This window comes from Nonomuraea sp. KM88, from assembly GCF_052245635.1.
GTDB lineage: Bacteria > Actinomycetota > Actinomycetes > Streptosporangiales > Streptosporangiaceae > Nonomuraea.
Map to the genome: position 1 here is coordinate 157,587 of NZ_JBQQCC010000014.1, position 25,776 is coordinate 183,362.

General features: G+C 72.7%; 26 protein-coding genes. 17 read left to right on the top strand and 9 right to left on the bottom strand.

Annotation, left to right across the window (positions count from 1 at the left end):
- Positions 1 to 17 precede the first annotated feature (17 nt).
- From ACTWPV_RS34765 to ACTWPV_RS34785, 5 genes are all read right to left on the bottom strand, one after another.
- On the bottom strand, positions 18 to 1,355 hold the full coding sequence (locus ACTWPV_RS34765; RefSeq protein WP_443155011.1) for an NAD(P)/FAD-dependent oxidoreductase: 1,338 nt from the start codon (positions 1,353 to 1,355) through the stop codon (positions 18 to 20).
- 93 nt (positions 1,356 to 1,448) lie between these two features.
- Positions 1,449 to 3,512: a hypothetical protein gene (locus ACTWPV_RS34770; RefSeq protein WP_443155012.1), complete on the bottom strand. Its 2,064-nt coding sequence runs from the start codon at positions 3,510 to 3,512 to the stop codon at positions 1,449 to 1,451.
- Positions 3,509 to 4,795: an ABC transporter substrate-binding protein gene (locus ACTWPV_RS34775; RefSeq protein ID WP_443155013.1), complete on the bottom strand. Its 1,287-nt coding sequence runs from the start codon at positions 4,793 to 4,795 to the stop codon at positions 3,509 to 3,511. The genes ACTWPV_RS34770 and ACTWPV_RS34775 overlap by 4 nt, the downstream gene beginning before the upstream one ends.
- A 77-nt stretch (positions 4,796 to 4,872) precedes the next feature.
- Positions 4,873 to 5,727, bottom strand: a complete 855-nt coding sequence (locus ACTWPV_RS34780) for a carbohydrate ABC transporter permease (RefSeq protein ID WP_347647389.1) — start codon at positions 5,725 to 5,727, stop codon at positions 4,873 to 4,875.
- Positions 5,717 to 6,682, bottom strand: coding sequence for a carbohydrate ABC transporter permease (locus ACTWPV_RS34785; RefSeq protein ID WP_443155014.1), 966 nt, complete (start codon positions 6,680 to 6,682; stop codon positions 5,717 to 5,719). The genes ACTWPV_RS34780 and ACTWPV_RS34785 overlap by 11 nt, the downstream gene beginning before the upstream one ends.
- Positions 6,683 to 6,982: 300 nt before the next feature.
- Here ACTWPV_RS34785 and ACTWPV_RS34790 point away from each other — a divergent pair, with 300 nt between their 5' ends.
- Entirely contained in the window at positions 6,983 to 8,062 is a 1,080-nt protein-coding gene (locus ACTWPV_RS34790; RefSeq protein WP_443155015.1) for a LacI family DNA-binding transcriptional regulator, read from the top strand.
- A 19-nt stretch (positions 8,063 to 8,081) separates the two neighbouring features.
- On the opposite strand, the gene ACTWPV_RS34795 is transcribed toward ACTWPV_RS34790, so the two are convergent.
- Complete coding sequence (locus ACTWPV_RS34795) at positions 8,082 to 9,917, bottom strand: glycoside hydrolase family 15 protein (RefSeq protein ID WP_347647386.1); 1,836 nt, start codon at positions 9,915 to 9,917, stop codon at positions 8,082 to 8,084.
- Positions 9,918 to 10,059: 142 nt separating this feature from the next.
- Here ACTWPV_RS34795 and hypF point away from each other — a divergent pair, with 142 nt between their 5' ends.
- The 14 genes from hypF to hypE all read left to right on the top strand — a co-directional run bounded on the left by hypF (position 10,060) and on the right by hypE (position 22,193).
- The gene (gene hypF, locus ACTWPV_RS34800; protein WP_443155016.1) at positions 10,060 to 12,345 is read left to right on the top strand and encodes a carbamoyltransferase HypF; all 2,286 of its coding nucleotides are present in this window, start codon (positions 10,060 to 10,062) and stop codon (positions 12,343 to 12,345) included.
- 142 nt (positions 12,346 to 12,487) lie between these two features.
- Positions 12,488 to 13,534, top strand: a complete 1,047-nt coding sequence (locus tag ACTWPV_RS34805; RefSeq protein ID WP_347647384.1) for a hydrogenase expression protein HypE — start codon at positions 12,488 to 12,490, stop codon at positions 13,532 to 13,534.
- A gap of 15 nt (positions 13,535 to 13,549) precedes the next feature.
- Positions 13,550 to 15,355 (top strand): nickel-dependent hydrogenase large subunit, encoded by a 1,806-nt coding sequence (locus ACTWPV_RS34810; protein WP_443155017.1) that lies wholly within the window; start codon positions 13,550 to 13,552, stop codon positions 15,353 to 15,355.
- A gap of 9 nt (positions 15,356 to 15,364) precedes the next feature.
- Positions 15,365 to 15,820, top strand: coding sequence for a hypothetical protein (locus ACTWPV_RS34815; protein ID WP_443155018.1), 456 nt, complete (start codon positions 15,365 to 15,367; stop codon positions 15,818 to 15,820).
- Positions 15,817 to 16,461: a DUF5947 family protein gene (locus tag ACTWPV_RS34820; protein ID WP_347647381.1), complete on the top strand. Its 645-nt coding sequence runs from the start codon at positions 15,817 to 15,819 to the stop codon at positions 16,459 to 16,461. Before ACTWPV_RS34815 ends, ACTWPV_RS34820 begins: the two co-directional genes overlap by 4 nt.
- Positions 16,458 to 16,676: a hypothetical protein gene (locus tag ACTWPV_RS34825; protein WP_347647380.1), complete on the top strand. Its 219-nt coding sequence runs from the start codon at positions 16,458 to 16,460 to the stop codon at positions 16,674 to 16,676. The genes ACTWPV_RS34820 and ACTWPV_RS34825 overlap by 4 nt, the downstream gene beginning before the upstream one ends.
- Positions 16,677 to 16,702: 26 nt before the next feature.
- Positions 16,703 to 17,320 carry a DUF6084 family protein gene (locus tag ACTWPV_RS34830; RefSeq protein ID WP_443155019.1) on the top strand — a complete coding sequence of 206 codons (618 nt, stop codon included), beginning with the start codon at positions 16,703 to 16,705 and terminating at the stop codon, positions 17,318 to 17,320.
- Positions 17,321 to 17,326: 6 nt separating this feature from the next.
- Positions 17,327 to 18,376 (top strand): hypothetical protein, encoded by a 1,050-nt coding sequence (locus ACTWPV_RS34835; RefSeq protein WP_443155020.1) that lies wholly within the window; start codon positions 17,327 to 17,329, stop codon positions 18,374 to 18,376.
- Positions 18,373 to 19,200 (top strand): hydrogenase maturation protease, encoded by an 828-nt coding sequence (locus ACTWPV_RS34840; protein WP_443155021.1) that lies wholly within the window; start codon positions 18,373 to 18,375, stop codon positions 19,198 to 19,200. The genes ACTWPV_RS34835 and ACTWPV_RS34840 overlap by 4 nt, the downstream gene beginning before the upstream one ends.
- An 11-nt stretch (positions 19,201 to 19,211) precedes the next feature.
- A complete protein-coding gene (locus ACTWPV_RS34845) occupies positions 19,212 to 19,319 on the top strand; it encodes a DUF6893 family small protein (protein ID WP_443155022.1) in 108 nt (35 codons plus the stop codon).
- A gap of 6 nt (positions 19,320 to 19,325) precedes the next feature.
- Positions 19,326 to 19,691: a hydrogenase maturation nickel metallochaperone HypA/HybF gene (locus tag ACTWPV_RS34850; protein ID WP_347647376.1), complete on the top strand. Its 366-nt coding sequence runs from the start codon at positions 19,326 to 19,328 to the stop codon at positions 19,689 to 19,691.
- A complete protein-coding gene (locus ACTWPV_RS34855) occupies positions 19,669 to 19,941 on the top strand; it encodes a HypC/HybG/HupF family hydrogenase formation chaperone (RefSeq protein ID WP_443155023.1) in 273 nt (90 codons plus the stop codon). The genes ACTWPV_RS34850 and ACTWPV_RS34855 overlap by 23 nt, the downstream gene beginning before the upstream one ends.
- Positions 19,942 to 19,974: 33 nt before the next feature.
- On the top strand, positions 19,975 to 21,123 hold the full coding sequence (hypD, locus tag ACTWPV_RS34860) for a hydrogenase formation protein HypD (protein ID WP_347647374.1): 1,149 nt from the start codon (positions 19,975 to 19,977) through the stop codon (positions 21,121 to 21,123).
- A complete protein-coding gene (gene hypE, locus ACTWPV_RS34865; protein ID WP_443155024.1) occupies positions 21,120 to 22,193 on the top strand; it encodes a hydrogenase expression/formation protein HypE in 1,074 nt (357 codons plus the stop codon). Before hypD ends, hypE begins: the two co-directional genes overlap by 4 nt.
- On the opposite strand, the gene ACTWPV_RS34870 is transcribed toward hypE, so the two are convergent.
- From ACTWPV_RS34870 to ACTWPV_RS34880, 3 genes are read right to left on the bottom strand one after another with little or no spacing between them, the layout of a single operon-like run.
- Positions 22,176 to 22,775: a D-sedoheptulose-7-phosphate isomerase gene (locus tag ACTWPV_RS34870; protein ID WP_443155025.1), complete on the bottom strand. Its 600-nt coding sequence runs from the start codon at positions 22,773 to 22,775 to the stop codon at positions 22,176 to 22,178. The two genes, hypE and ACTWPV_RS34870, sit on opposite strands and share 18 nt — an antisense overlap.
- A complete protein-coding gene (locus ACTWPV_RS34875; protein WP_443155026.1) occupies positions 22,772 to 23,071 on the bottom strand; it encodes a HypC/HybG/HupF family hydrogenase formation chaperone in 300 nt (99 codons plus the stop codon). Before ACTWPV_RS34875 ends, ACTWPV_RS34870 begins: the two co-directional genes overlap by 4 nt.
- Positions 23,068 to 23,604 carry a phosphoheptose isomerase gene (locus ACTWPV_RS34880; protein WP_443155027.1) on the bottom strand — a complete coding sequence of 179 codons (537 nt, stop codon included), beginning with the start codon at positions 23,602 to 23,604 and terminating at the stop codon, positions 23,068 to 23,070. Before ACTWPV_RS34880 ends, ACTWPV_RS34875 begins: the two co-directional genes overlap by 4 nt.
- 214 nt (positions 23,605 to 23,818) lie before the next feature.
- Here ACTWPV_RS34880 and ACTWPV_RS34885 point away from each other — a divergent pair, with 214 nt between their 5' ends.
- Together ACTWPV_RS34885 and ACTWPV_RS34890 are read left to right on the top strand one after the other, a co-directional pair.
- Complete coding sequence (locus tag ACTWPV_RS34885; protein WP_443155028.1) at positions 23,819 to 24,655, top strand: M23 family metallopeptidase; 837 nt, start codon at positions 23,819 to 23,821, stop codon at positions 24,653 to 24,655.
- A gap of 140 nt (positions 24,656 to 24,795) precedes the next feature.
- Positions 24,796 to 25,749, top strand: coding sequence for an alpha/beta hydrolase (locus tag ACTWPV_RS34890; protein ID WP_443155029.1), 954 nt, complete (start codon positions 24,796 to 24,798; stop codon positions 25,747 to 25,749).
- Positions 25,750 to 25,776: the final 27 nt, after the last annotated feature.

Below are 25,776 nucleotides of genomic sequence, written 5' to 3' on the forward strand. Positions count from 1 at the left end.
TCCGGTCCGGCCGGAGCTCATGCTGGGGTTCGCCCGGGCTCCGGCTCGGCGGAGGGCTGGATGCTCAGCTGTTCGGCCCGGGAGAGCTCGGCGGCGGCGTCCGGGACCAGCCCGAGGCTGACGGTCTGGCGGCTGACCAGCCCGGCCAGCGCCCAGTCGGCGGCGACCCGCAGCCGGGTGCCGGCGGCGGGCAGGGCGAACAGGTGGTACGCGCCGGTGATCGCCGCCGCCGCCCGGCCCGTCACCCGCAGGCCGAACGGCGCGGCGACGGCCTGCCCGCCGCCCAGATCGGCCACGGCGCCCAGGTCGCGGTGCCGGTACGGCCGGGCGCGCCCATGACCGAGACCGGCGGCGACGTTGCGCGCGGCGGCGTGGCCCTGCCGCATCGCGTGCTGGGCGGTCTGCGGGCACACCGACCCCGGGCGGGTCAGGTCGGGCACCACCGCCGCGTCCCCGAGGGCGACGACGTCGGGCCGTCCGGGTACGCCCAGGTCGGCGCCCACCACGATCCGGCCCTTCTCCGTCGGCAGCCCGAGCTCGCCCACCAGGGGGCAGGCGGCGACGCCCGCCGTCCACACCAGCAGCCGGCACGCCACCGTGGTGCCGTCGTTCAGGTGGACCGTGTCGGCGGTCAGCCGGTCGACGGCGGCGCCGAGCCGTACCTCGACGTCCCGGGCACGCAGGATGGCCAGCGCGCGCTCGGACAGCCCGGGGTCCAGGTGCGAGAGGACCCGGTGGCCGGGGTCGACGATGATCCAGCGGATGTGCTCGGCCCGCAGCCGGGGGTAGGCGGCCAGCGCCGAGCGCACGAACATCCGCATCTGCGCGACGTACTCCGTGCCCGCCAGCCCCGCACCGACCACCACGAAGGTGGTGTACGCCGCGCGCTCGGCCCCGTCACGCAGCCCGTCGGCCAGTTCGAGCTGCGCCAGCACCCGCTCGCGCAGGTAGACCGCCTCGATGATGGTCTTGAAGCCGTGCGCGTGCTCCGTCAGGCCGGGGATGTCGAACGCGCGGGTGACGCTGCCGGGGGCCAGCACGAGCCGGTCCCAGCCGATGCCGCTGACGTTCCCGTCGCGGTCGCGCACCGTCACCGTGCGCGCGTCCAGGTCGATCCCGATCGCCTCCCCCGGCTTGAGCCGGGTGCGCCGCAGCCCCCGCAGCGGGACCGCCGCGTCCGCCGGGTTGATGACACCGGCCGCGACCTGGGGAAGCAGCGGGGTGTAGAGGTGGTAGTCGGAAGGGTTGACGAGGACGAGTTCCGCGGCGCCCCGAGGCAGCCTCCGTTCCAGGCCCCGCAGGCAGGAGAACCCGCCGAACCCCGCCCCCACGACCACGACCCTCGGCTTCGCCATCTCCACCCCCGTGCCATGCCATCTGGCCGGGCGGAGACGCTTTCAACCCTCCTTTCCCCGATCAGGGCCGTCCGTTGCCCCTTTCGGTAAGGGTCAGGGCAGCGGCAGCAGGCCCTCGTGGCGGATCTGCCAGGAGGCGGGAAACCCGGGGGCGGGCGGGCCGCCGTCCCAGCCCCTGGCCATGAGGGCGACCGCCGCCAGCAGGCCGCCGTTGCCCGGCAGGTAGACGGGCAGGGACGCGGTCTGCCGGTTGTGGCCGTTCGGCAGGCAGGCGTTCTTGGCCACGGGCATCAGCAGGGCGTCCACGGCCGTCTCCGGCTCGCCGAGCCGCGTCGCGGTCATGGCGATGGCCGGGTAGTCCCAGCCCCAGGTGCTCTCCCAGTCCCACGTGGCGAGCACGTCGCGCAGCGTCGCGCGCATGATCTCCGGGTCGATGAGCCGGGTGGGCGGGACGAAGCCCAGGGCGTACAGCATCGACGGGTGGTCGTCCCGCACGGTGTACGGCGGGGCGTCCATCGCGGCGTACACCCCGTCGCGCACCAGCGGGCGGGCCATGCCGGCGGCGACCTGCGCCCACACCGGCTCGGGCGGCAGGCCCAGCAGCCGCCGCCAGCGCTGGGCCACCTCCAGCGCCCACGACCAGTACGCGAGCTCGAACGTCGGGTTGGCGGCGCTCGCCCGCATGTCCGCGTACGACTCCTGGGCCGGCACCAGCGGCGGCCCCAGCCCGTGCCCGCCCGGGCCTCTGGTCGCGAAGGCGGCCATGAACGCGGCCGTGTCGAGCACGACGCCGGCGTACTCGGCCAGCGCCCGGGGGCCGGTCGCGCGGCGCACCAGCTCGGCCAGGAAGATCGGATGCGGCTGCTGCCAGAGCAGGAACGGCCCGATCGGGCTGGGGCTCTCCAGCCCGTCGGGGCCGACCTGCTTGGGCCAGCGCGCCCCCGGGCAACCCTGCGCCCTGGCCGTCTCGCGGGCCCGCGGCAGGATGGAGGCGTACCAGCCGAGGCTGCGTTCGAGCAGCTCCGCCCGCCCCCACAGGGGGAAGTGCGCCGCGTGCCACCAGTGCATCTCCAGGTGGAAGCGGCCGCGCCAGCTGTTGGCCATCAGCCCGGTCTCCGCCGGAGGGGTGGAGCCGGCGCAGTGGATCGCGGTGAGGTACTGCGAGAGCACGACGCGGCGTTCGAGCTCGGGAGCCCGCGCGTCGCCGGCGCCCGACAGGTCCACCGCGCCGCCCGTGCTCCAGAAGCGCGCCCAGTGGCGGCCGGACGCGGCGGCGACCTCGCCGAAGCCGGGGAGCTCGCCGCCGGCGGCGGGCGCGAAGGCGACCACCAGCTCCGCGGCCGGCTCGGTGAAGGTGAGCAGCACCTCGTGCGGCCCGTCCTGCGCGGCCCGGCCGCCGCCGGTCATGGCCACCGCCACGCCGTACGCGGTGCCGTCGAGCGCCCGCTCCACCGTGCATCCGCCCGGAGCGGGCCGCACCTTCGAGGAGTGCGCGCCGGGACGCGACCAGTCGGCCGCGTTCCCCCACGCCTGCGACCCGTACGGGAACGCCAGCCGCACCGCGAGACCGCCCGCCAGCAGCGGCGACTCGACCCGCACGGCGAGCACGTCGCGCTCGGGATGGCAGGCGGTGGTGACCCGGACCGGCGCGCCGCGCAGCAGGTAGCGGCTGGTGATCACGCCGGTCCACAGGTCGAGCCGCTGGTGGATCCCGGTGAGGTCGCCGGGGGTCAGCGGCGGGCCGGCGGTCGCGGCGAACCCGATCCGGCCGAGGTCCAACCGGTGCGGGTTGGCCCGCAACCACGCCTCGGCGGCCGAGGCGGGCGACTCGCCCGAGCCGCTCAGATCGCCTGCCATGTCCACGTACGGCACCAGCCCGCGTGGCGTGTCGTACATGCGGGTCGTCTCTCCCGGCTCGTACGCGCCGGGAACGCTGTGCCAGCCCCACGCGGACATGGTGGCCAGCAGCGTCCCCGGCCAGGCGGCGGTGCGGTCCTCGACCGGGTGGGCGTCCGGGAAGGTCTGCAACCCGGTGACGTCGACCGTGCAGCAGAACTCCCCGTTGCCCACCGACAGCGGCGACTCCGGCACGATCCGCGTCACCTCGACCGCGTGCCGGCCGACGAGCGCGCGACGGTCGATCCCGGCCCCGGTCACTGCTGGATCGCCGTCCCGACCTGCTGGATGAGGTCGGCGGCCGCCTCGGCCGGCTTCTGCCGGTCGAACAGCACCTCGGCGTTGACCCGGTCGAGGATCTTGGGCGTGTCGGTGGAGCCCGCGGGCCCGATCACCAGCGGCGGTCCTGCCTTGGGCGTCAGGTCGTCGATGAACTCGGCCTGGGCCTTCTCCTCCTCACCGAGCACGCTCGCGATGGCCTGCCGTACGTCGGAGTTGGCCGGGATGCCGCGGTCGGCGAGGATGATCTTTCCGGCGTCGGGGCCGTTCACCAGGAAGTCCACGAACCTGGCCGCCTCCTCCGGGTGCTCGCTCCTGGCGTTGATGCTGTAGATCTGCGACGCCTGGAGCCACATGCCCGGCTGCGTGGCGCCGGTCTCGCCGGGCACCCGGATGAGCTTCAGCGGCTTGCCCGCGGCCTTGGTCAGCGAGGTGAGCTGGTTGCTCCAGTCGAACTGCATCGCGGCCAGGCCGCGGCCCATCAGCGACTGCTCGGGGGCGGGCTGGGTGATGAGCTCGGCCGTCTGCGAGGCGGGCGGGGTCGCCCCGGCGTCGCGGAGTTCGAGGGTCATCGTCCACCAGTCGACCAGCGTCGCGGCGCTGATGCCGACCTTGCCGTCGGCGGTGTAGAGGGCCTCGCCGCGCTGGCGCGAGTAGACGTCCAGCATGTCGGTCCTGGTGGGGTCGGCCAGCGCGAACGTGCCCTTGGGCAGCTTGCCGGCCAGTTCCCTGGCGATGCGCCTGAAGTCGTCCCAGGTCCAGGTGTCGCCGTCGGGCACCTCCACGCCCGCCTTCTCGAACACGGCGGGATTGATCACGGTGGCGATCGTGTTGACCCCGGAGGGCACGCCGTACTGGACGCCGCCGAACTTGCCGTTGTCCAGCGCCGCCGCGCCGATCTTGTCGGTCTTGAGGGTCACCTTGGACAGGTCGAGCAGGGCGCCGCGGTCGCCGTACTCGCGCGGGTAGGCGCCGCCGAGGGTGATGACGTCGGGCGCGCGCCCGGCGGCCACCTCGGTGGCCAGCCGGTCGAAGTAGGAGTTGAAGTCGGTGTAGGAGCCCTTGACCGTGATGCCGGGGTTCTTGGCCTGGAACGCGTCGATGACCTTCTGGGTGGCATCGGCGCGGTCGTTGTTGCCCCACCAGCCGAAGCGCAGCTCGACGGTGCCGTCGCCGCTCTCCGGCGACCCGCCGCCGCAGGCGGAGACCGCCAGCATGACGCCGGCCAGGCAGAGCGCCGCGAGCCTTCTGGACCTTCGTGACATCGGTCCTTTCCTTTCTGCTGATATAGAACGTTTTAATCGCCCGTGCAGTGACGCCCGCGAGACCTGCCGTGCCGGGATCACTTGAAGCCCGTGGTCGCGATGCCCTGGGTCAGGTAACGCTGACCGGCGAGGAAGAAGCCGAAGATGGGCATCAGCCCGACGATGGACATGGCGAACAGCTCACCCCAGGCCGTCTCACCCTGGCCGTCCATGAACGACCGCAGCGCCACCGGCATCGTCCACAGCTCGGGATCGGTCAGGAAGATGAGCTGGCTGAAGAAGTCGTTCCAGGTCCAGATGAACGTGAACAGCGCCGAGGTCGCCAGCGCGGGAACCGACAGCGGGATGATGATCCGCCAGTAGATCCTGATGTGGCCGCAGCCGTCGATGCGGGCCGCCTCGTCGAGCTCGCTGGGCAGGCCGCGGATGAACTGCACCATCAGGAAGATGAAGAACGCGTCGTGCGCCAGGAACTTCGGCACCACCAGCGGCAGGTTGGTGTTGATCCAGTCGAGCTGGGAGAACAGCACGTACTGCGGGACGATGAGCACGTGGATGGGCAACATCAGCGTGGCCAGCATCGCGGCGAAGAAGAGGTTGCGGCCCCGGAACCTCAGCCGGGCGAACGCGTAGGCCGCCAGCGAGCACGACAGCAGGTTGCCGGCCACCGCGAGGATCGCGATCACCGCGGAGTTCCACAGGTAGAAGTGGAACGGGTGGCTCAGAGCCCCCCAGCCCTCGACGTAGTTGCCCAGGTCGAGCTCGGTCGGCCAGATCGAGGGGTCACGGAAGATCGTCTCGGTGGGCTTGACGGAGCTGGACACCATCCACAACAGCGGATAGAGCATCACCAGCCCGAAGCCGATGAGCAGCACGTGCCTCGGCAGCCGCCACGACCGGCGGCGGCGCGATGGCCTCAGCTCAGTTGCCATAGAACACCCACCGCTTGGCGAAGAGGAAGTTGAGCCCGGTCAGGACGGCGATGATGGCCAGCAGCACCCACGCCATCGCGGAGGCGTAGCCCATGTCGAAGGAGCCGAAGCCGCGCTCGTAGAGGTAGAGCGTGTAGAGCAGGGTGGCGTCGGACGGGCCGCCGCGACCCCCGCTGATCACGAACGCCTGGGTGAAGCTCTGGAAGGCGCCGATCAGCTGCAGCACGAGGTTGAAGAAGATGATCGGCGTCAGCAGCGGGAGCGTGATGCGGAAGAACCTCGACACCGGGCCCGCGCCGTCGACCTCCGCCGCCTCGTAGTAGGAGTGCGGGATCTGGCGCAGCCCGGCCAGGAAGATCACCATCGGCGCGCCGAACGTCCACGCGTTGAGCACGATGAGCGTGCCCAGGGCGAAGTCGGGGTGGGCGACCCAGCTGACGCCCTCGATGCCGGCCATCGCGAGCACCTGGTTGACCAGGCCCTCCTTGCCGAAGATCTGCCGCCACAGGATCGCGACGGACACGCTGCCCGCGAGCAGCGACGGCAGGTAGTAGACCGAGCGGTAGAAGCTCAGCCCGCGCACGCCCCGGTTGAGCAGCAGCGCCAGCGCCAGCGCCAGGACCAGCTGGACGGGAACCGACACGAACACGTAGAGGAACGTGACCCCGAGCGACTTGTGCAGCCGCGGATCGGCCAGCATCTGCCGGTAGTTGTCCAGCCCCAGCCATTCGGGCGGCTTGAGCAGGGTGTATTCGGTGAACGACAGGTAGAGGGAGGCCAGGATCGGCCCCACGGTGAACAGCGCCATGCCGATGAGCCACGGCGTCAGGAAGAGATAGCCGATGCGGTCGCGCGCGGGGCCGCTCGGCGAGGACCGCCGTCGCCGCCGCCTCACCCTCGCGAGAGGGGGCTCTCGCTCGGGCGGGGCGACGGCCGGGGTCGAACGGTTGCTCATAGACCACCCTTTGCCGATCGCGCGGGGGATGCGCGTGTCAGGGCGACCGGGGCCAAGGTGCCGTCCGGCCAGTGAGTAACCAGTTTCTAACAGAGCCGTCAGAGGGTGTCAACGCCTGTCGAGCGAAGCACTGAGCTGCGGCGATGCCGGGCTATTTTTCCTTCCGGCTCCTGCGGCAACCGGTTGCAGGAAGATTGAGAAACCGGTATCTTGCGAGCGCGCCCGGCCGCGGGCGCGCTCGTCACGGCTCGGCGATTTAATGCATGCAGGCGGAACGGCCGGAGCGTGCAGGGGGAGCGGATGAGGGCAGGAACCGGAGAGCGTGCGGAGGACCGGGAGGAGCCGGCATCCCAGCCGGGATCGGCCGGGAGGCGGGGGCCACGGCCGGCGGGCGCGCCGACCATCAGCCGGGTCGCCGAGGCCGCCGGCGTCTCCCGCGCCACCGTGTCGCGGGTGATGAACGGCTCCACCACCGTCAAGCCGGAGCTCGCCGCCCGCGTGCGCGCGGCCGCGCAGGCGCTCGACTACGAGCCGAGCGTGGCCGCCCGCAGCCTCGCGCTCGGCCGCACGGGCACGATCTCCCTGGTGGTCCCCGACCTGGCCAACCCGCTGTTCCAGGGCGTGCTGCGCGGGCTCAGCCAGGCCGCGGGCAAGGCAGGGCGCCAGCTGCTGGTGGCCGAGTCCAACGAGGACATCGAGGAGGAGACGATCCTGGCGATCGAGGCGCGGCGCAACTCCGACGGGCTCGTGCTCGCCTCGCCCCGCGCCCCCGACGAGCGGCTGCGCGAGCTCAGCGACCGCCTGGCGCCCTTCGTGCTCGTCTACCGCGACGTCCCCGGCCTGGCCGCCCCGTCGCTGTCGGTCGACAACGTCGCGGGCATCGACGACCTGATCTCCCACCTCACCGGCCTCGGCCACCGCCACCTGGCCTACCTGAGCGGTCCCGAGGCCAGCTCCTCGCACGTGCTGCGGCTCGCCGCGCTGCGCGCCGCGGCGGCCCGCAGCCCGGGGTTCACGCTGACGGAGCTGCCGTGCGGCTCGATGTTCGACGACGGCCACGCCGCGGCCGGCCCGGTGCTGGAGTGCGGCGCGAGCGCGGTGGTGGCGTTCAACGACATGGTGGCCTCCGGGGCGCTGACCGGCCTGCACGAGCTGGGCGTGCGGGTGCCCGGCGACGTGTCCGTCACCGGGTTCGACGACATCCCGTTCGCCCGCTACACCACTCCCCCGCTGACCACGGTGTCGATCCCCAAGAACGAGCTGGGCCGGCAGGCGTGGGACCGGCTGTGGGCGCTGATGAACGGCGAGAGCGGCGGCTACAACGTGCGCTTCCAGCCCCGGCTGCTCATCCGCGACAGCACGGGACCGGCGCCGCCCTGAGAGCAGGCGGGGCTGAGCCTCAGCCGAGCGCGCGGTCGAGGTTGAACGCCGCGCTGATCAGCGCCAGGTGGGTGAAGGCCTGCGGGAAGTTGCCCTGCTGCTCGCCGCTGCGGCTGATCTCCTCGGCGTACAGGCCCACGTGGTTGGCGTAGGTCAGCATCTTCTCGAACGCCAGCCTGCCCTCCTCCACGCGGCCCGCGCGCACGAGCGCCTCAACGTACCAGAACGAGCAGATGGAGAACGTGCCCTCCTCCCCGCGCAGGCCGTCCGGGCTGGCCTTCGGGTCGTAGCGGTAGACCAGCGAGTCGGACACCAGCTCGGCGGTGAGCGCGTCGAGGGTGGCCAGCCACTTCGGGTCGGTCGGCGAGATGAACTTCACCAGCGGCATCATGAGGACGGCGGCGTCGAGCACGTCGGCGTTCTCGTACTGCACGAACGCCTTCAGCTCCTTGGACCAGCCGCGGCTCATGAGCGTGCGGTAGATCTCGTCGCGGGCGAGCCGCCAGCGCGGGATGTCGGCGGGCAGGCCGCGCCGGATGGCCACCCGCATGGCCCGCTCGATCGCCACCCAGCACATCAGCCGCGAGTAGAGGAAGTTCCTGCGCCCGCCCCGGGTCTCCCAGACGCCCTCGTCGGGCTGGTCCCAGTGGTCGCAGACCCAGTCCACCAGGCCGCAGACCTCGTCCCAGTGGTCGCTGGAGATGGGCTGTCCCCACTTGTCGTAGAGGTAGATGGAGTCGATGAGCGCTCCGTAGATGTCGAGCTGGAGCTGGTCCGCGGCGGCGTTGCCGACGCGTACGGGGGCGGAGCCCTGGTGCCCTTCCAGGTGGTCGAGCTCGCGTTCGGGCAGGTCGGTACGCCCGTCGATGCCGTACATGATCTGGAGCGGTCCCGACGGGCCGTCCGCGCACCGGGTGACGCGCCGGGTGAGGAAGTTCATGAACGCCTCGGCCTCGCCGGTGAATCCCAGCCGGAGCAGGGCGTAGACGGCGAAGGCGGCATCGCGTACCCAGAGGTAGCGGTAGTCCCAGTTGCGCTCGCCGCCGACCTGCTCGGGCAGGCTCGTCGTCGGCGCGGCGACGATCGCGCCCGTCGGGGCGTACGTGAGCAGCTTGAGGGTCAGCGCGGACCGGTGCACCATCTCCCGCCACCGGCCGCGGTAGCGGGAGGCGGACAACCACCGCCGCCAGAAGGTGACCGTGGCGGCGAACTCGTCCTCGGCCTCGGCGTACGCGCAGGCGCGCGGCATCACCTCGCCGCCGACCTGGTCGAGCGCGAACACCTCCGACTCGCCCTCGTCGAGGGTGAAGGCCGCTCTGGCGTCCAGGTCGTCGCATTCGACCGGCACCGTGGCGGTCAGCGCCAGCGACAGGTCCTCCGACTCGAACAGCACCATCCCGTCGTGCTCGCGCACGCGGTGCGGCTGCGCCGCGTAGCCGAACCTGGGCGCCACCCGCGCGTGGAACGGGATCGACCCGCGCACGCAGATCACCCGCCGGATCAGCCGGTGGCGGCGGGCCTCGCCCGAGTCGGTGGTCACCGGCATGAAGTCCTGGATCTCGCCCACCCCGCCCTCGGTGAAGAACCGGGTGATCAGGACGTTGGTGTCAGGGAAGTAGAACTGCTTGGTCTTCGCGGGCACGCTCGCGGCCAGTTCGAACGCTCCGCCCTTGTCGGCGTCGAGGATCGAGCCGAAGACGCTGGGCGAGTCGAAGGTCGGGCAGCAGTACCAGTCGATGGTGCCGTCGGTGCCCACCAGCGCCACGGTACGCAGGTCGCCGATCAGGCCGTGCTCGGCGATCGGCAGGTAACGGGCGGGCCCGCCGCGGACCCCCTGATCGAATGTCTCGGCCATGGCAACCTCTTCTCCGGCGTCGCGCTGTCCCTACCCACGGTGCGCCGCCCTCTCTCCCGATCCGGCGGTGCGAACGCCATGGGCGTGCCACGTGTCGGCGGGGCTGCCCCGATCCCGCCGCCCTCCGGTGCAGACTGGCCCGATGGGGGTGCGGGTCCGGGTCGAGGGTGTGGTCCAGGGGGTGGGGTTCCGCCCGTTCGTGCACGGGCTCGCCACCCGGCTGGGTCTGGCGGGCCGGGTCGGCAACGACGCCCGCGGCGTCTTCGTCGAGCTGGACGGCGAGCACGACCGGATCGCCGAGTTCCTGACGCGGCTCGAACGCGACGCGCCCCCGCTGGCCGCGATCGAGAGCGTGACCGTCACCCCGAGCGGCCGGGCGGCCGCCGGGGGTGGCGGCCGGTTCCTGATCGTGGCGAGCGAGCGCTCGGGAACGCCGCGCACGCTGATATCGCCCGACATCGCGACGTGCGCCGACTGCCTGGCGGAGCTGGCCGACCCCGCCGACCGGCGCTACCGCTACCCCTTCGTCAACTGCGTCAACTGCGGGCCACGGCTGACGATCACCCGGGCCCTGCCGTACGACCGGCCGCTGACGACCATGGCGGGCTTCGCCATGTGCGACGCCTGCCTGGCCGAATACCACGACCCGGCCGACCGGCGCTTCCACGCCCAGCCCGTCTGCTGCCCGGCCTGCGGCCCGGCGCTCAGGCTGGTGGACGCGCGGGGCAGGCCGCAGGCCGGCGGCGACCTGCCGGCCGCCGCCGGAGTGCTGGGCGGAGGCGGGGTGCTGGCGGTGAAGGGCCTCGGCGGCTACCACCTGGCGGTCGTGGCCTCCGACGAGCGGGCCGCCGCGGAGCTGCGGCGGCGCAAGCGGCGGGCGGACAAGCCGTTCGCCGTCATGGTGGCCGACCTGGCGCAGGCCCGGCGGCTGTGCGAGGTGGACGCGGTGGCGCAGGAGCTCCTGACCGGCCGCGAGCGCCCCATCGTGCTGCTGCCCCGCCGCACGGACGTCTCCGGGGCCGTGGCGGGCGCGGTCGCCCCCGGGCAGCGCCACCTCGGGCTGATGCTGCCGTACACGCCGCTGCACCACCTGCTGCTCGCGGAGACGGGCGCGCCCATCGTGCTGACGAGCGCGAACCTCGCCGGCGAGCCGATCGAGTACGACGACCGCGCCGCCCTCGACCGGCTCGGCGGCATGGCGGACGCGTTCCTGACCCATGACCGGCCCATCCACCTGCGGGCCGACGACTCGGTCGCCCGGGTGGTCAGGGGCAGGGGCACGCTGGTGCGGCGCTCGCGCGGCCACGCCCCGGCCCCGTTCACGCTGGCGTGGGAGGCGCCCCGGCCGGTCCTCGGCTGCGGCGCGGCGCTGAAGAACACGTTCTGCCTGGTGAGGGGGCGGCACGCGGTCGTCTCCCCGCACCTCGGCGACCTGGAGGGCTACGAGACGCTGCGGGCGTACGAGGCGGGGATCGAGCATTTCTCCGCCCTGCTCGGGGTGCGCCCCGAAGTGGCCGCGCACGACCTCCATCCGGACTACCCGTCCACCCGGTACGCGCTGAGCCTGCCGGACGCCGAACCGGTCCCGGTGCAGCACCACCACGCGCACATCGCCTCGTGCCTGGCCGACAACGGCGAGCACGGCCGGGTGATCGGCGTCGCGTTCGACGGCCTCGGCCACGGCGCCGACGGGACGTTGTGGGGCGGCGAGTTCCTCCTGGCCGACCTGGTCTCCTTCGAGCGGGCCGGGCATCTGGCGCCCGTTCCCATGCCGGGCGGCGCGATGGCGGTCAGGCAGCCGTGGCGGATGGCCGCCGCCTACCTGGCGGGCCTGGACGGCGCGGCGGACGCGGCCGTGGCGCGCCGCGCGGGGGACCGGTGGAGGGCCCAGTGGGAGAGCGTGACCGCGCTGGCCCTGCGCGGCGGGGCGGCGGCGCCGCTGACCTCGAGCGCCGGGCGCCTGTTCGACGCCGTGGCGGCGCTGGCCGGCGTGCGCGACACGATCACGTACGAGGGGCAGGCCGCGATCGAGCTGGAGCAGCTCGCCGACCCCGCGGAACGCGGCGCCTACCCGGCGGGCATCGCGCGGCACGACGGGGTGCTCGTGGTCGCCGGCGCGGACCTGGTGCGGGCGGCGCTGGAGGACCTGACCGGGGGCGCCGGCCCGCCCGTCGTGTCCGCCCGCTTCCACAACGGCGTCCGCGAGCTCATCGTGCGCTGCTGCACGGCGCTGCGCGAGGAGACGGGGCTGACGACGGTGGCGCTGTCCGGTGGCGTCTTCCAGAACGTGCTGCTGACGGAGCGCACGGTGGAGCGGCTGGAGCAGGCCGGGTTCAGGGTGCTCACCCATGCGGGCGTTCCGGCCGGCGACGGCGGCATCAGCCTCGGCCAGGCAGCCGTCGCCGCCGCCCGCGACCTCTTCCGGTAGCCGGGCGCGTTCGCCTCCGTGCAGGTCAGCGAGGTTTCGGCCGGCTTCGGGGGCGGTATGTCCGCTACGTAGAGCTACAGTCCGGGCACATCACGACACCGGACCGGAATCTCTGCATCCGGCCACGAAGGGGGCTTGGGCCATGACGACCACGCAGACGCCAACAGGTCTGGACGAGCTTCACATCCTGTGGACCTCGGAGGGGATGAGCTGCGACGGCGACACCGTCTCCGTCACCGCGGCGTCGCTGCCGAGCCTGGAGGACGTGCTGCTGGGGCTCGTGCCGGGGCTGCCCAAGGTGCACCTGCACAACAAGGTCCTGGCGACCGAGGTGGGCGACGCCTTCATGGCCGCCTTCCACCAGGCCCATCAGGACGAGCTCGGCCCGTTCATCCTCGTGGTCGAGGGATCGATCCCCAACGAGAAGATCAACGGCGACGGCTACTGGACGTCGATGGGCAACGACCCGGCCACCGGCGAGCCCATCACGGTGAACGAGTGGATCGACCGGCTGGCTCCCAAGGCCTGGGCGGTCGTCGCCATCGGCACCTGCGCCACGTACGGCGGCATCCACGCCATGGCCGGCAACCCGACCGGCTGCATGGGGCTGGCCGACTACCTCGGCAAGGACTTCCGCTCGGCCGGCGGCCTGCCCATCGTCAACGTGCCCGGCTGTCCCGTGCAGCCGGACAACTTCATGGAGACCCTGACCTGGCTGCTCTACCAGGCGGCGGGGATGGCCCCCACCATCCCGCTCGACGAGATGCTCCGGCCAACCTGGTTGTTCGGCAAGACCGTGCACGAGGGCTGCGACAGGGGCGGCTACTACGAGCAGGGCGACTTCGCCCACGACTACAACTCCCCCAAGTGCCTGGTGCGCGTCGGCTGCTGGGGCCCGGTGGTCAACTGCAACGTCACCAAGCGCGGCTGGATGGACGGCGTCGGCGGCTGCCCCAACGTGGGCGGCATCTGCATCGCCTGCACCATGCCCGGCTTCCCCGACAAGTTCATGCCGTTCATGGACGAACCCCCCGGCGGATCGGTGTCGGCCGCGGTCAGCGGCGCGTACGGCTCACTGATCCGCAAGATGCGGTCGATCACGAACAACACGGCCAACAAGGAACCGAAGTGGCGTCACAACCGCCGCAGGCTGACGAGCGGGTACGACCCGCGCTGGGGAAACGGCTAAAGGGAGAGTGGCGAGGTGACAACCCGTACGGCGGGCGCCAAGCAGCAAGCGGGCGAGGCCCGCGAGCTGGTGGAGATGTCCTGGGATCCGATCACGAGGATCATCGGCAACCTGGGCATCTACACCAAGATCGACTTCAAGAACCGCGAGGTCGTCGAGTGCAAGAGCACCTCGTCGCTGTTCCGCGGCTACAGCGTGTTCATGAAGGGCAAGGACCCGCGCGACGCGCACTTCATCACGAGCCGGATCTGCGGCATCTGCGGTGACAACCATGCGGTCTGCTCGATCTACGCCCAGAACATGGCGTACGGGGTCAAACCCCCGCCACTGGCCGAATGGATCATCAACCTGGGCGAAGCGGCCGAATACATGTTCGACCACACCCTCTTCCAGGACAACCTGGTCTTCGTCGACTACTGCGAGCAGATGGTCAAGGAGACCAACCCCAGCCTGCTGCGGCGGGCCGAGACCGCCGAGGCGCCGAACGCCGGGGTGCACGGTTTCCGGACGATCGCCGACATCATGCGCGCGTTCAACCCGTTCAGCGGCTCCGTCTACAAGGAGGCGCTGCAGGTCAGCAGGGTGACCAGGGAGATGTGCTGCCTGATGGAGGGCCGGCACGTGCACCCGTCGACGCTCTACCCGGGCGGCGTGGGCACCGTGGCGACGCCCCAGGTGTTCACCGACTACCTGGTGCGGCTGCTGCGGGTGCTCGACTTCGTGAAGAAGGCCGTCCCGATGAACGACGACCTGTTCGACTTCTTCTACGAGGCGCTGCCCGGCTACGAGGAGGTCGGCCGCCGGCGGGTGATGCTCGGCTGCTGGGGCGCCTTCCAGGACCCGTCCGTGGTCGACTACGACTACCGGACCATGAACGCGTGGGGCAGGAAGATGTTCGTCACGCCGGGCATCGTCCTGGACGACGAGTTGCTGACCACCAACCTGGTGGACATCAACCTCGGCATCCGGATCCTGCTGGGCAGCTCCTACTACGACGACTGGCAGTCCGAGGAGACGTTCGTCACCCACGACCCGCTCGGCAACCCGGTGGACCAGCGCCACCCGTGGAACCAGACGACCCTGCCCAAGCCGCAGAAACGCGACCTCGAGCACGGCAACTACAGCTGGGTGATGAGCCCGCGCTGGTACGACCAGCGCACCGGCGACCACCTGGCGCTCGACACCGGCGGCGGCCCGCTGGCGCGGCTGTGGTCGACGGCGCTCGCAGGCCTGGTCGACACCGGCACGGTGCGCGCCACGGGCCGGAGCGTCGAGATCAACCTGCCCAAGAGCGGCTCCCTGCCGGAGATGCGGCTGGAGTGGAAGGTGCCGCGCTGGGCCAACACCATCGAGCGCAACCGGGCCCGCGCGTACTTCGTCGCGTACGCGGCGGCGATGGCGGTGCACTTCCTCGACCAGGCGCTGGGAGAGGTGCGGGCCGGCCGCACGCAGGTGTTCACCGACTTCGACGTGCCGGACGACGCGATCGGCTGCGGCTTCCACGAGGCGGTGCGGGGCGTGCTGTCGCACCACATGGTGATCCGCGACGGCAAGATCGCCAACTACCATCCGTACCCGCCGACGCCGTGGAACGCCAGCCCGCGCGACATGTACGGCACGCCGGGGCCGTACGAGGACGCGGTGCAGGGGTTGCCGATCTTCGAGGAGAACGGGCCCGAGGACTTCAAGGGCATCGACATCATGCGTACGGTGCGCAGCTTCGACCCCTGCCTGCCGTGCGGCGTGCACATGTACCTGGGTGGCGGCAAGGAGCTCAAACAGGTGCACTCGCCCACCTTCGGCGCGAGTCTCTCCGGTTAGGGGCGGGACATGGACGATCGCATCGCGCGGATCGAGGTCATGCTCGACGAGGCCGGCCCCGACGCGGTCGAGCTCGTCAGAGAGCTGCTCGACCTGTACGGCGAGGGCCTGGCCCGTGTCATGTCGGTCCTGGAGGAGGAGCAGGCGGCGCGGCTGGCCGCCGACGAGTCGGTGGCGCCGCTCCTGCTGCTGCACGACCTGCATCCGGTGGACGTGCGGGCCCGCGTGGAGGCGGCGATCGGCGGCTCGGCCGAGGTGCTCGCCGTCGAGGACGACCTGGTGCGGCTGCGCGTGCGGCCCGCCGGCTGCCGCTCCTCCTCCGAGGCCGCGACGTCGGCCCTGCGGGAGGCGGTACGCGCCGCCGCCCCGGAGATCGAGCACGTCGACATCGAGGTCGAACGCGGGGAGACGCCGCTGATCCCGGTCGAGAGCCTGGCCGTGCGCTCCGGCCCGCGGGCGCCGTGACCGGCCTGCTGCGCCGGCTCGCCGCGCAGGCGCAGCAGGCCCGCGAGCGGGAGCCGTCCCGTCAGGCGGAGGCGTGCGCGTTGTGCGGCGAGGCGCTGCCGGACGTGCACCGCCACCTGCTGGAGCTGCCGTCCCGCGAGCTGCGCTGCGCGTGCCGGGCCTGCCAGGTGTTGTTCGACCACGTGGCGGCCGGTGGCGGGCACCTCGTCCTGGTGCCGGACCAGCGCCGGCGGCTGAGCGGCTTCGTCCTTCCCGAGCCGGTATGGGCGCGGCTGGGCGCCCCGGTGCGCATGGTGTGCCTGGTGCGCGACTCGGACTCCGGAGGGATCGTGCAGTTCTACCCGAGCCCTGCGGGGGCGGTGCGGGCGCCCGCCGACCCGGCGGCCTGGGACCTGCTGGTGCGGGACAACCCGGTGCTCGCGCAGCTGCGCCAGGACGTGGAAGCCCTGCTCGTCGACCGTGACCGCGGCGCGTGGATCGTGCCGCTGGACGACTGTTACGCGCTCGTCGGGACGATCCGGGCCCGCTGGCGCGGGCTGACCGGCGGCCAGGACGTGCGCACGCACCTCGCCAGATTCTTCACCGACCTCGACGACCGGTCCGTCACCGTACCGGCCACCGACACCAGGAGCCCAGCGTGAGCAAGAAACATCCGATCAGGACAGGCCGCCCGGACGTGCATCCCGACGCCTCCGCACACGTGAAGGGTGTCAAGGAGGGCAACAGCCGCGGCAACTACGACAAGCAGGACGGCCACCTGCCCGACGGCCGCTCCACGGCCCGGCGCTCGACCGGCATCAGCCCCCGCAAACACGATCCCGTCGACCCCGACATGCCCAACCTGTCGCCCGCCTGATCACGATGCCACCGACAGCACCGGCCGTGCGGATCGATGTCCAGGGCGTCGAGCCGGCCGCTCCGGCCGCTGCGCCCGCCCTGGACTTCCGGCTGCGCGTGCACGCCGACGCGCCGGTCCGCGCGCTCACGCTGGCCACGCAGCTGCGCATCGACGCCGACGCGCGCGACTACGACGAGGACGCGCGACGGCGGCTCGAAGGGCTGTTCGGCCCGCCCGAGACGTGGGGGCGCAACGTGTCCAGCCTGCTGTGGGCCCGGACCGTCACCCACGTGCCCGCCTTCACCGGCAGCACGCCGGCGACGCTCACCGTCCCGTGCACCTACGACTTCGACGTGGCCGCGGCCACCTACCTGCACGGCCTGCCCGGCGGGGAGGTGCCGCTGCGGTTCCTGTTCACCGGCACCGTCTTCTACCTCGACGGCGGTCGCCTGCAGGCGGCCTGCCTGCCGTGGGACACCGAGGCGGGCCACCGCATGCCGGTGCGGGTGTGGAAGGAGCTCATGGACCGCCACTTCCCGCGCACGGCCTGGATCCGGCTGGAGCGCGACACGTTCGACCGCCTGTACGCGCACCGGGTGCGGCACACCCTGCTCGGATGGGACGACACGGTCAGGTCACTGTTGGAAACGAGCGGAGGCTGACCGCGCATGGACCCGCAGACGGATCAGGTACGGCAGATCGCCCAGGCCGTGCTGTACGAGGGCTACCTGCTGTGGCCGTACCGCGAGTCGTCGCTGAAGAACCGGCACCGCTGGACGATCGGCGGCGTGCACCCGGAGGCGTACGGCCGGGCCCACGAGGGCAACCGCTGGCTGATGCGTACGGAATGCCTCGTCGAAGCGGAGCCCGGCGACACCGTCGACTTGTGCGTGCGGTTCCTGCACGTCGTCACCCGCGAGCCGGTCGCCGGCGGCCCCGGCCGCCGGCCCGGCGAGGAGGCGCGGGAGCGCGAGCTGACCATGCCCGGCCTCGTCGTGGACGAGCTGGCGCAGGGCCCGGCCGTCACGGCCATCGACCTGCCCGCCGGACGCCGGATCGAGCCGCTGCACGCGCTCGACGGCGCCACGGACCGAGCCCCGGCGCCGCCGGGCGAGCCGTCAACCGGGCCCCCGACCGGGCTGTCCCCCGGGGCGGGCGGGCCGGCGGGCGCGGTGGTGCGCAGCTGGGAGCCGCTGCGCGGCCGGATCGAGGCGAGCGCGCGGCGGCTGGGACCCGGCCTGTTCGCGATCGCCGTGGAGGTGGTCAACACCACGCCCTGGGGTCCGGGCACCCGCGCCGACGCGCTGCGCCGCACGCTGGTCTCCGCGCACACCGTGCTGCACGCGCCGCGCGCCCGGTTCGTCTCACTCACGGATCCGCCGCCGGAGCTGCGCGAACACGCCGAGGCGTGCCGCAACGAGGGCGCCTGGCCGGTGCTCGTGGGCCCGCACGGCGACCGGCACACCGTCCTGGCCTCGCCGATCATCCTGTACGACCACCCGGAGATCGCGCCCGAGAGCCCCGGCGACCTCTTCGACAACACCGAGATCGACCAGCTGCTCACGCTGAGCGTGCTCGCGCTCAGCGACCAGGAGCGGCAGGAGATCCGTGACGGCGACCCGCGCGCCCGCGCGATCCTCGACCGCTGCACCGCGCTCGCTCCCGAGGACCTGATGCGCCTGCACGGTCTCATGCGCAGGACGGAGCCACAGGCATGAACGACTTCTGGACGCGGATGGCCGGGCGCGGCCCCGGCGAGGTGATCGTGGACGGGACGGCGGTCGGCCCCGGCAGCCTGGTCCGGCTGCGGCCGAGAAGCCGGACCGACGTCTTCGACCTCGTCCTCGACGGCCGGGTGGCGGTCGTGGAGAGCGTCGAGCAGGACGACGAGGGCGCCCTGCACGTCGCGGTCACGCTTGCCGACGATCCCGGACGCGACCTGGGCGAGGCCAGGATGCCCGGGCACCGGTTCTTCTACTCCGCCGAGGAGATCGAGCCGATGGGCGAGCACCAGGAGCGGCCGAGCGGCGCCCGGATCCTGGTCGCCGGCATCGGCAACGTCTTCCTCGGGGACGACGGCTTCGGCGTCGAGGTGGCCCGCCACCTGGCCGAAGGGCCCGCCGTCCCCGGCGCGGACGTCGTCGACTTCGGCATCCGCGGCATGGACCTGGCCTACGCGCTCCAGCGCGCGTACACGGGCGTGATCTTCGTGGACGCGGCGCCACGCGGCCACGCGCCCGGCACGCTCACCGTGCTCGAACCCGACCTGCCGGGCGACGGTGAGGTGTCCTCGGGAGGGCACCTGGAAGGACACGGCATGGACCCGGTCAGCGTTCTGCGGCTGGCCAGGCGGATGGGACACCTGCCCGCCCTGGTGCGGGTCGTCTGCTGCGAGCCGGTCACCGCCGACGAGGCGCTGTTCGAGCTCAGCGAGCCGGTACGCGCCATGGTCGCGACGGCGGCCGACCTCGTGAAGTCCCTGGTTATGGAAATGATTGCGGAAAACGCCGGGCCTGGTTCCCGGGCTCCGCACCCACAGTGAGGTGATGTGAGATGTGGAAGAAGCGCGTGGTGAAGCTGGTCGCGCTCTGCGGGCTGGTGGCGATCGTCGTCCACCAATGGCCGGAGATCCACCGGTACATGAAGATCAAGCGAATGTAGGACGGCATGCACGAGATCGGGATGTGCGAGGGCCTGGTCGAGCTGATCGAGCAGCGGGCGGCGGGCAGGCCGGTCACGGCCGCACGGGTACGGGTCGGCGCCCGCCACGCCGTCGTGGACGACGCCTTCGGGCAGGCCTTCACGCTGGCCGCGGCCGGCACCGCCGTCCAGGACGCCGTGGTGGAGCTGGTCATCACGCCGATGACGGTGGTCTGCCGCGCGTGCGGCGGCCGCTCCGAGTCGGCCGACCCGCTGGCGGCCTGCCCGCTCTGCGGCGACGGGAGCGTCGACCTCAGCGGCGGCGACGAGCTGGTCCTGGAGTCGGTCACCTTCGGCGAGGAGGCGGCCGATGTGCCTCGGCATCCCCGGTGAGCTGGTCGAGTTCGCCCAGGAGCACGAGGACCTGGCCGTCGTCGACGTGAGCGGCGTGCGCCGGCGCGTCAACGTCGGCCTCCTCGCCGACGAGGGGCTGCGGCCCGGCGACTGGGTGCTCGTGCACGTCGGGTTCGCGCTGTCGAAGATCTCCGAGCGGGAGGCGCAGGCGGTGTTCGACTACCTCCAGGGGCTCGGGCGACCGTACGCGGACGAGCTCGACGCGCTGCGCGGCTCGGACATCACGTGAGGCGTGTGAGCTGGAAGGACCGGAGGGGGACCGATGCGGTTCGTCGATGAGTACCGCGACGCGGGCCGGGCGCGGGCGCTGGCCGAGCGGATCGCCGAGAGCTGCCGGCCGGGGCGCCGGTACACGTTCATGGAGGTGTGCGGCGGCCACACCCACACCATCTACAAGCACGGCCTGGAGGACCACCTGCCGTCCGAGGTGAACCTCGTGCACGGCCCCGGCTGCCCGGTCTGCGTGATCCCGATGGGCCGGGTGGACGACGCCATCCACATCGCCCGGCAGCCCGACGTGATCATGACGTCGTTCGGCGACATGACGCGCGTGCCGGGCGGATCGGGGTCGTTCCTGGACGCCAAGGCGGCGGGGGCCGACATCCGGATGGTGTACTCCCCGCTGGACGCGCTGAAGATCGCGCGGGCCAACCCCGACCGGCGGGTCGTGTTCATGGCCATCGGCTTCGAGACCACCGCGCCCTCCACCGCGATGACCGTGCTGCGGGCCGCGGCCGAGGGTCTGGGCAACTTCTCCGTCTTCTGCAACCACGTCATGATCATCCCGGCGATCAAGGCCATCCTCGACTCGCCCGACCTGCGCCTCGACGGGTTCATCGGCCCCGGCCACGTCTCGGCGGTGATCGGCTGCCGGCCGTACGAGTTCATCGCCCGCGACTACCGCAAGCCGCTGGTGGTGGCCGGCTTCGAACCGCTCGACATCCTCACCTCGGTGCACATGCTGCTCGGGCAGCTCGCCGAGGACCGCTGCGAGGTGGAGAACCAGTACGCCCGCGTGGTGCCCTGGGACGGCAACCGCATCGCGCTGTCGGCCATGGGCCAGGTGATGCGGCTGCGGCCGCACTTCGAGTGGCGCGGGCTCGGCTTCATCGCCCACTCCGCCCTCGCCATGGCCGACGAGTACGCCGCCTTCGACGCCGAACGGGTCTTCGACCTGCCCGGCCTCCGCGTCGCCGACCCCAGGTCGTGCCAGTGCGGCGAAGTGCTCAAGGGCGTGCTCAAGCCGTGGGAGTGCAAGGTGTTCGGCACCGCCTGCACCCCGGAGACGCCCATCGGGACGTGCATGGTCTCCTCCGAGGGCGCGTGTGCCGCGTACTACAACTTCGGGCGGTTCAGCCGCGAGCAGATCAGCGCGGCGGCGCGCGAGCCGAGGGAGGCGAGCCGGCCGTGACCCGCGAGCAGCAGGTGCTCGACCGCATCGAGCGGATGCGGCGGCGCAAGCCCGTCGTCAGGGAGGAGCGCATCACGCTCGCCCACGGCGCCGGAGGCAAGGCCACCCAGACCCTGATCGAGGCCGTCTTCCTGGAGGCGTTCCGCAACCCTATGCTCGCCCCGCTGGACGACGGCGCGCTCGTGCGGCTCGGCGACGGTCCCGTGGCCTTCACCACGGACTCGTACGTGGTCTCGCCGCTGTTCTTCCCCGGCGGGGACATCGGCGACCTGGCCGTCAACGGCACCGTGAACGATCTGGCCATGTGCGGGGCCCGCCCGGTCCACCTGTCGGCGGGCTTCATCCTGGAAGAGGGCTTCCCCGTAGCCGACCTGCGGCGCATCACCGCCTCGATGGCGGCGGCCGCGGCGGAGGCGCAGGTGACGATCGTCACCGGTGACACCAAGGTCGTCCAGCGCGGCAAGGCCGACGGCTGCTACGTCACCACGGCCGGGGTCGGCGTCGTCGAGCAGCCGGTCACGCTGTCGGCCTCGGGCGCGCGGCCGGGGGACGCGGTCATCGTCTCGGGCCCGATCGGCGCTCACGGAGCCGCCATCATGCTGGCCAGGGACGACTTCGGCATCGAGGCGGCGATCACGTCCGACACCGCGCCGCTGCACGGCATCGTCGCCGCGTTGCTCGAGGCGCTGCCGCGGCACGTCAGAACCCTGCGGGACGCCACCCGGGGCGGGGTCGCCACCGTGCTCAACGAGGTGGCCCGCGCGTCCGAGGTGGCCGTGGTGCTGCAGGAGGACGAGGTCCCCGTGCACCCGGAGGTGACCGGGGTGTGCGAGCTGCTCGGCCTCGATCCCCTCTACGTCGCCTGCGAGGGCCGCTTCGTGGCCGTGGTCGACGGCGAGCACGCCGGGGAGGCCCTCGACACGCTGCGCGCCCACCCGCTGGGCGCAGAGGCCGCGATCGTCGGGACGGTCGCCGCCGAACCGCCGGGACTGGTGCTGCTGCGCACCGCCTTCGGCGGCACCCGGGTGGTCGACGTTCTGGTGGGCGATCCGCTACCGCGCATCTGCTGAGACCAGCTCGGCCAGCACGTGGTAGAGCGTCGCCTGCGCCTCCTGGATCCGGTGCACCGACGACGACGGGATGACGAACAGGTGCTCGGCCAGCCGTTCCTCGGCCATGCGCCCGCCTCCCGAGCCGGCGAAGCCGACGGTCGTCATGCCCTGGCTCCTGGCCTGGGCCAGGCCGCGCAGCACGTTCGCCGAGCCGCCGCTGGTCGACAGCGCGCAGGCGATGTCGCCGGGACCGCCGAGCGCGGCGAGCTGGCGGGCGAACACCACGTCGAACCCGACGTCGTTGCCGAGCGCCGTCACGAGCGCCGTGTCGCCGGTCAGCGACACCGCCGGCAGGCCGTGGGCGGTGCAGAGGTCGGCCACCGACTGCGCGTCCGTGCTGCTGCCGCCGTTGCCGAAGGCGAACAGCCGCCCGCCGGCGCGGAACGCGGCCGCCAGCTCCGCCGCGGCCACCGCCAGCGGCGTCGACAGCTCGTCGAGGACCCGGCGCCGCAGCTCCAGGCTCTCGCGGGCCTTCTCCTCGGTGGACGCCCGCACGTCCAGCGGGTCGCGCCGCAGGAACGGGTACATCGTCTCGGTCATGCGCCTGCCCTTTCCACCACGGCGATCGCCTCGCCCGCGTGCACCAGCACGGTGTCGCCGACGCGCGCCTCGACCAGCGCCACGCTGATCTCCTCCGTACCCGCGTCCGCCTCTGTGCCCGCGCCGCCTGTACCCGTGCCTGTGCCCGTACCTGTGCTGCCCGTGCCCGTGCCCGTGCCGACCAGCGCCAGCCCGCCGGGCAGCAGGCCGACGACGCGTACGCGCACGGCGACGTCGCCGCACGTCACGCACGAGTCGCAGAACGGTGCCGCCCCTTCGTCGCCATCGCCGGTCACGTGCCCTCCTCCGACTCCAGGAACACGTGCGCCAGCTCCCACAGCAGGTGGTACACCGTGATGTGGATCTCCCGCACGATCAGCGGATCATCGCTGTGCGCGGCCAGCACGTGCTCGGCCGCGACACCCGCCGGCGCGCCCGCCGCTGTGGCAGGCGTGTCGCGGGTCGCGTTCGCGACCAGGGCGACGGTCAGCATGTCCAGCTCGAGAGCGGCGGCGAAGTCGCCCGCGGCCGGGAGCACGCCCACGGCGATGTCACCCGACCGCCCCAGCACCGGCAGCAGGCCGGGCTCGCCGCCCAGGCAGTGCGCGGGAAGCGCGGGCTTGCCGACGATCACCGGGTGGCTGAACTCCACCGCCACGTGCGCCGCGTCGGCCGCCGCCGCGCCCCGGCCGAAGGTCAGCAGCCTGCTCCCCCGCCGGAACCGCCCGGCCATGGCGGCCGCGGCCTCGACGACGGCGCCGGCGTCGGCCACCAGCGCCTGACCGGCGGACTCCCGGCCGGCGCGGATCCGATCGAGCACTCCGGCCATCTCGCCACCCCGCCTTCCCCCCGCTTACCACGACACCGCCCATTCCACCGTGGTCCCGCGCGGCCGGCGCGGCGTTTCCCGCCAGGGGTCCGGCAAGGTCCCGGCAAGTTTCTCCACTTGGTCCCGCCTGCTGGGCCGCCGCTGAGGGCCCGTACGACTGTGTGCCCGCGACGTGGGTAGCTCTCCTGCCGGCGCCCGCGTGGCGGCGGCAGACGTGATCCCCCACCGAGAGGACGTCATGTTCCCGGTCATCCTCGCCCGGATCCGGATGCCGATGATCATCATCGGCCTGCTCCTGGCGATCGGCGAGTTCGTCCACCACGTCCCCCTGCTCAGCGTGGCGGGCGTGATCCTGTTCCTGGCCGGCTTCGCCTCGATGTTCCTGCCCGCGGGCTCCGTCGAACGCGCGCCGATCCCGATCGCCAGCCCCGTGCGGGGACGCTGGCTCGCGGTCAACAGCCCGGCCGACAAGGTGCCCAGCCACGGCCTGCACGCCTACGGCCAGACGTACGCGGTGGACCTGGTGAACTGGCCGGACGAGGACACCGAGTGGAAGGCCGTGGTGCGCGCGCCGTTGATGAGCCGCCCCGAGACGTTCCCCGGCTTCGGCCGCCCGATCTACGCGCCCGCCGCCGGCACCGTCGTCGCCGCCAGGGACTTCTGGCGCGACCACCTGAGCCGCAACTCCTGGCCCGCGCTGGCCTACACCATGGCCGAGGGAGTCGTCCGCGAGCTGGCAGGCCCGGGCGGCGTGCTCGGCAACCACGTTGTCCTCGACCTCGGCGACGGCGTGTACGCCGCGTTCGCCCACCTCAAGCGCGGCTCGGTCCAGGTCCGCAAGGGTGAGCGGGTCGAGGCCGGCCAGCTGATCGGGCAGTGCGGCAACTCGGGCAACTCCAGCGAGCCGCATCTGCACTTCCAGCTCATGGACAACGCGCACCCGTCCATCGCGGCCGGGCTCCCGTTCACCTTCGAGGAGACCCTTCCTGACGGCACCACCCGCCGGCGCGTCCCGAGCAAGCGGCAGCCCTTGCTGTCACCGGCGCGCTGACCGGCACGCGCACGGAGTCTGCACCCCGTAATACGTCAGAGCTACGCCGGAGGTGCACCCCGCAGCGGGACGCCGGCTAGCCGCGGTGATCCATACCTTCGAGGCCCGAGTACGTCTCCGGCACGGAAGGATCACCGCCCATGGCGACCCGCCGGCGAGGCAGCCTGCGCCGCGTCCTGCTCACCACGCTCGTCACCGCCTCGGTGGCGGGACCGATCAGCGGCGTGACCCGCCCAGGCGCGGTTCCGGCGCCCGCGCCCGCCTTCGTGGCCCCGCTGGCCGCCGCGACCCCGTCCGAGCTCGCCCGGCGGTACGCGTCCGCCCGCGCGGAGATCCTGGCCGCCGAACGGACGGCCGCCCGGCACGGCCACCGGTGGCGGGCCGCCCGGCTACGGGAGATGGCCGATCCCGCGCGGCGGTTCCTGGCCTTCGACGGCCGGGACGGCGGCAGGACCGTGGAGGTTCTCGGCGACCTGGCCGCCGCCGAGCGGATCGCCGTGATGGTCCCGGGCGCCGGCGTCGACCTGGACAAGTACGGGATGTTGCGCGGCGGCTCGCTGCGCCTCCATGACGCGCTCGGCGACCGGTCGGCCGTGGTCGCCTGGCTCGGCTACCCCACGCCGAGCAGCGTGAGCCTCCAGGCGGTGACCCCGCACCGCGCCGCCGAGGCCGCTCCCCGCCTGCGCGCCTTCGTACGGGAGCTGCGCGCGGCCAGGCCGGACGCCCGGATCACGCTCCTGTGCCACTCCTACGGCTCCGCGGTGTGCGGCCTGGCCGCGCCGGGGCTGGACGTCGCCGGCATCGTCCTGTCCGGCAGCCCAGGCGCGGGCGTGCCCGACGCCGCCGCGATGCGTACCCCGGCCACGGTGTGGGCGGGGCGCACGGCCGGAGACTGGGTCGCGGGCGTGCCGCATGTGTCGGTCGCGTTACCGTTCGTCACGGTGGGGCTCGGCGCCGACCCGGTCTCGCCCCGGTTCGGCGCCCGGATCTTCGCGGCGGGCGGGGGCGGGCACAGCGACTACCTGGCATCCGGATCGAAGGCGCTCGAGAGCATCGCGCGGATCGTGTCCGGGCCGGCCGGCGCCGATGCGTGACCTCACCGCACGGACCGCGTCCGCGCG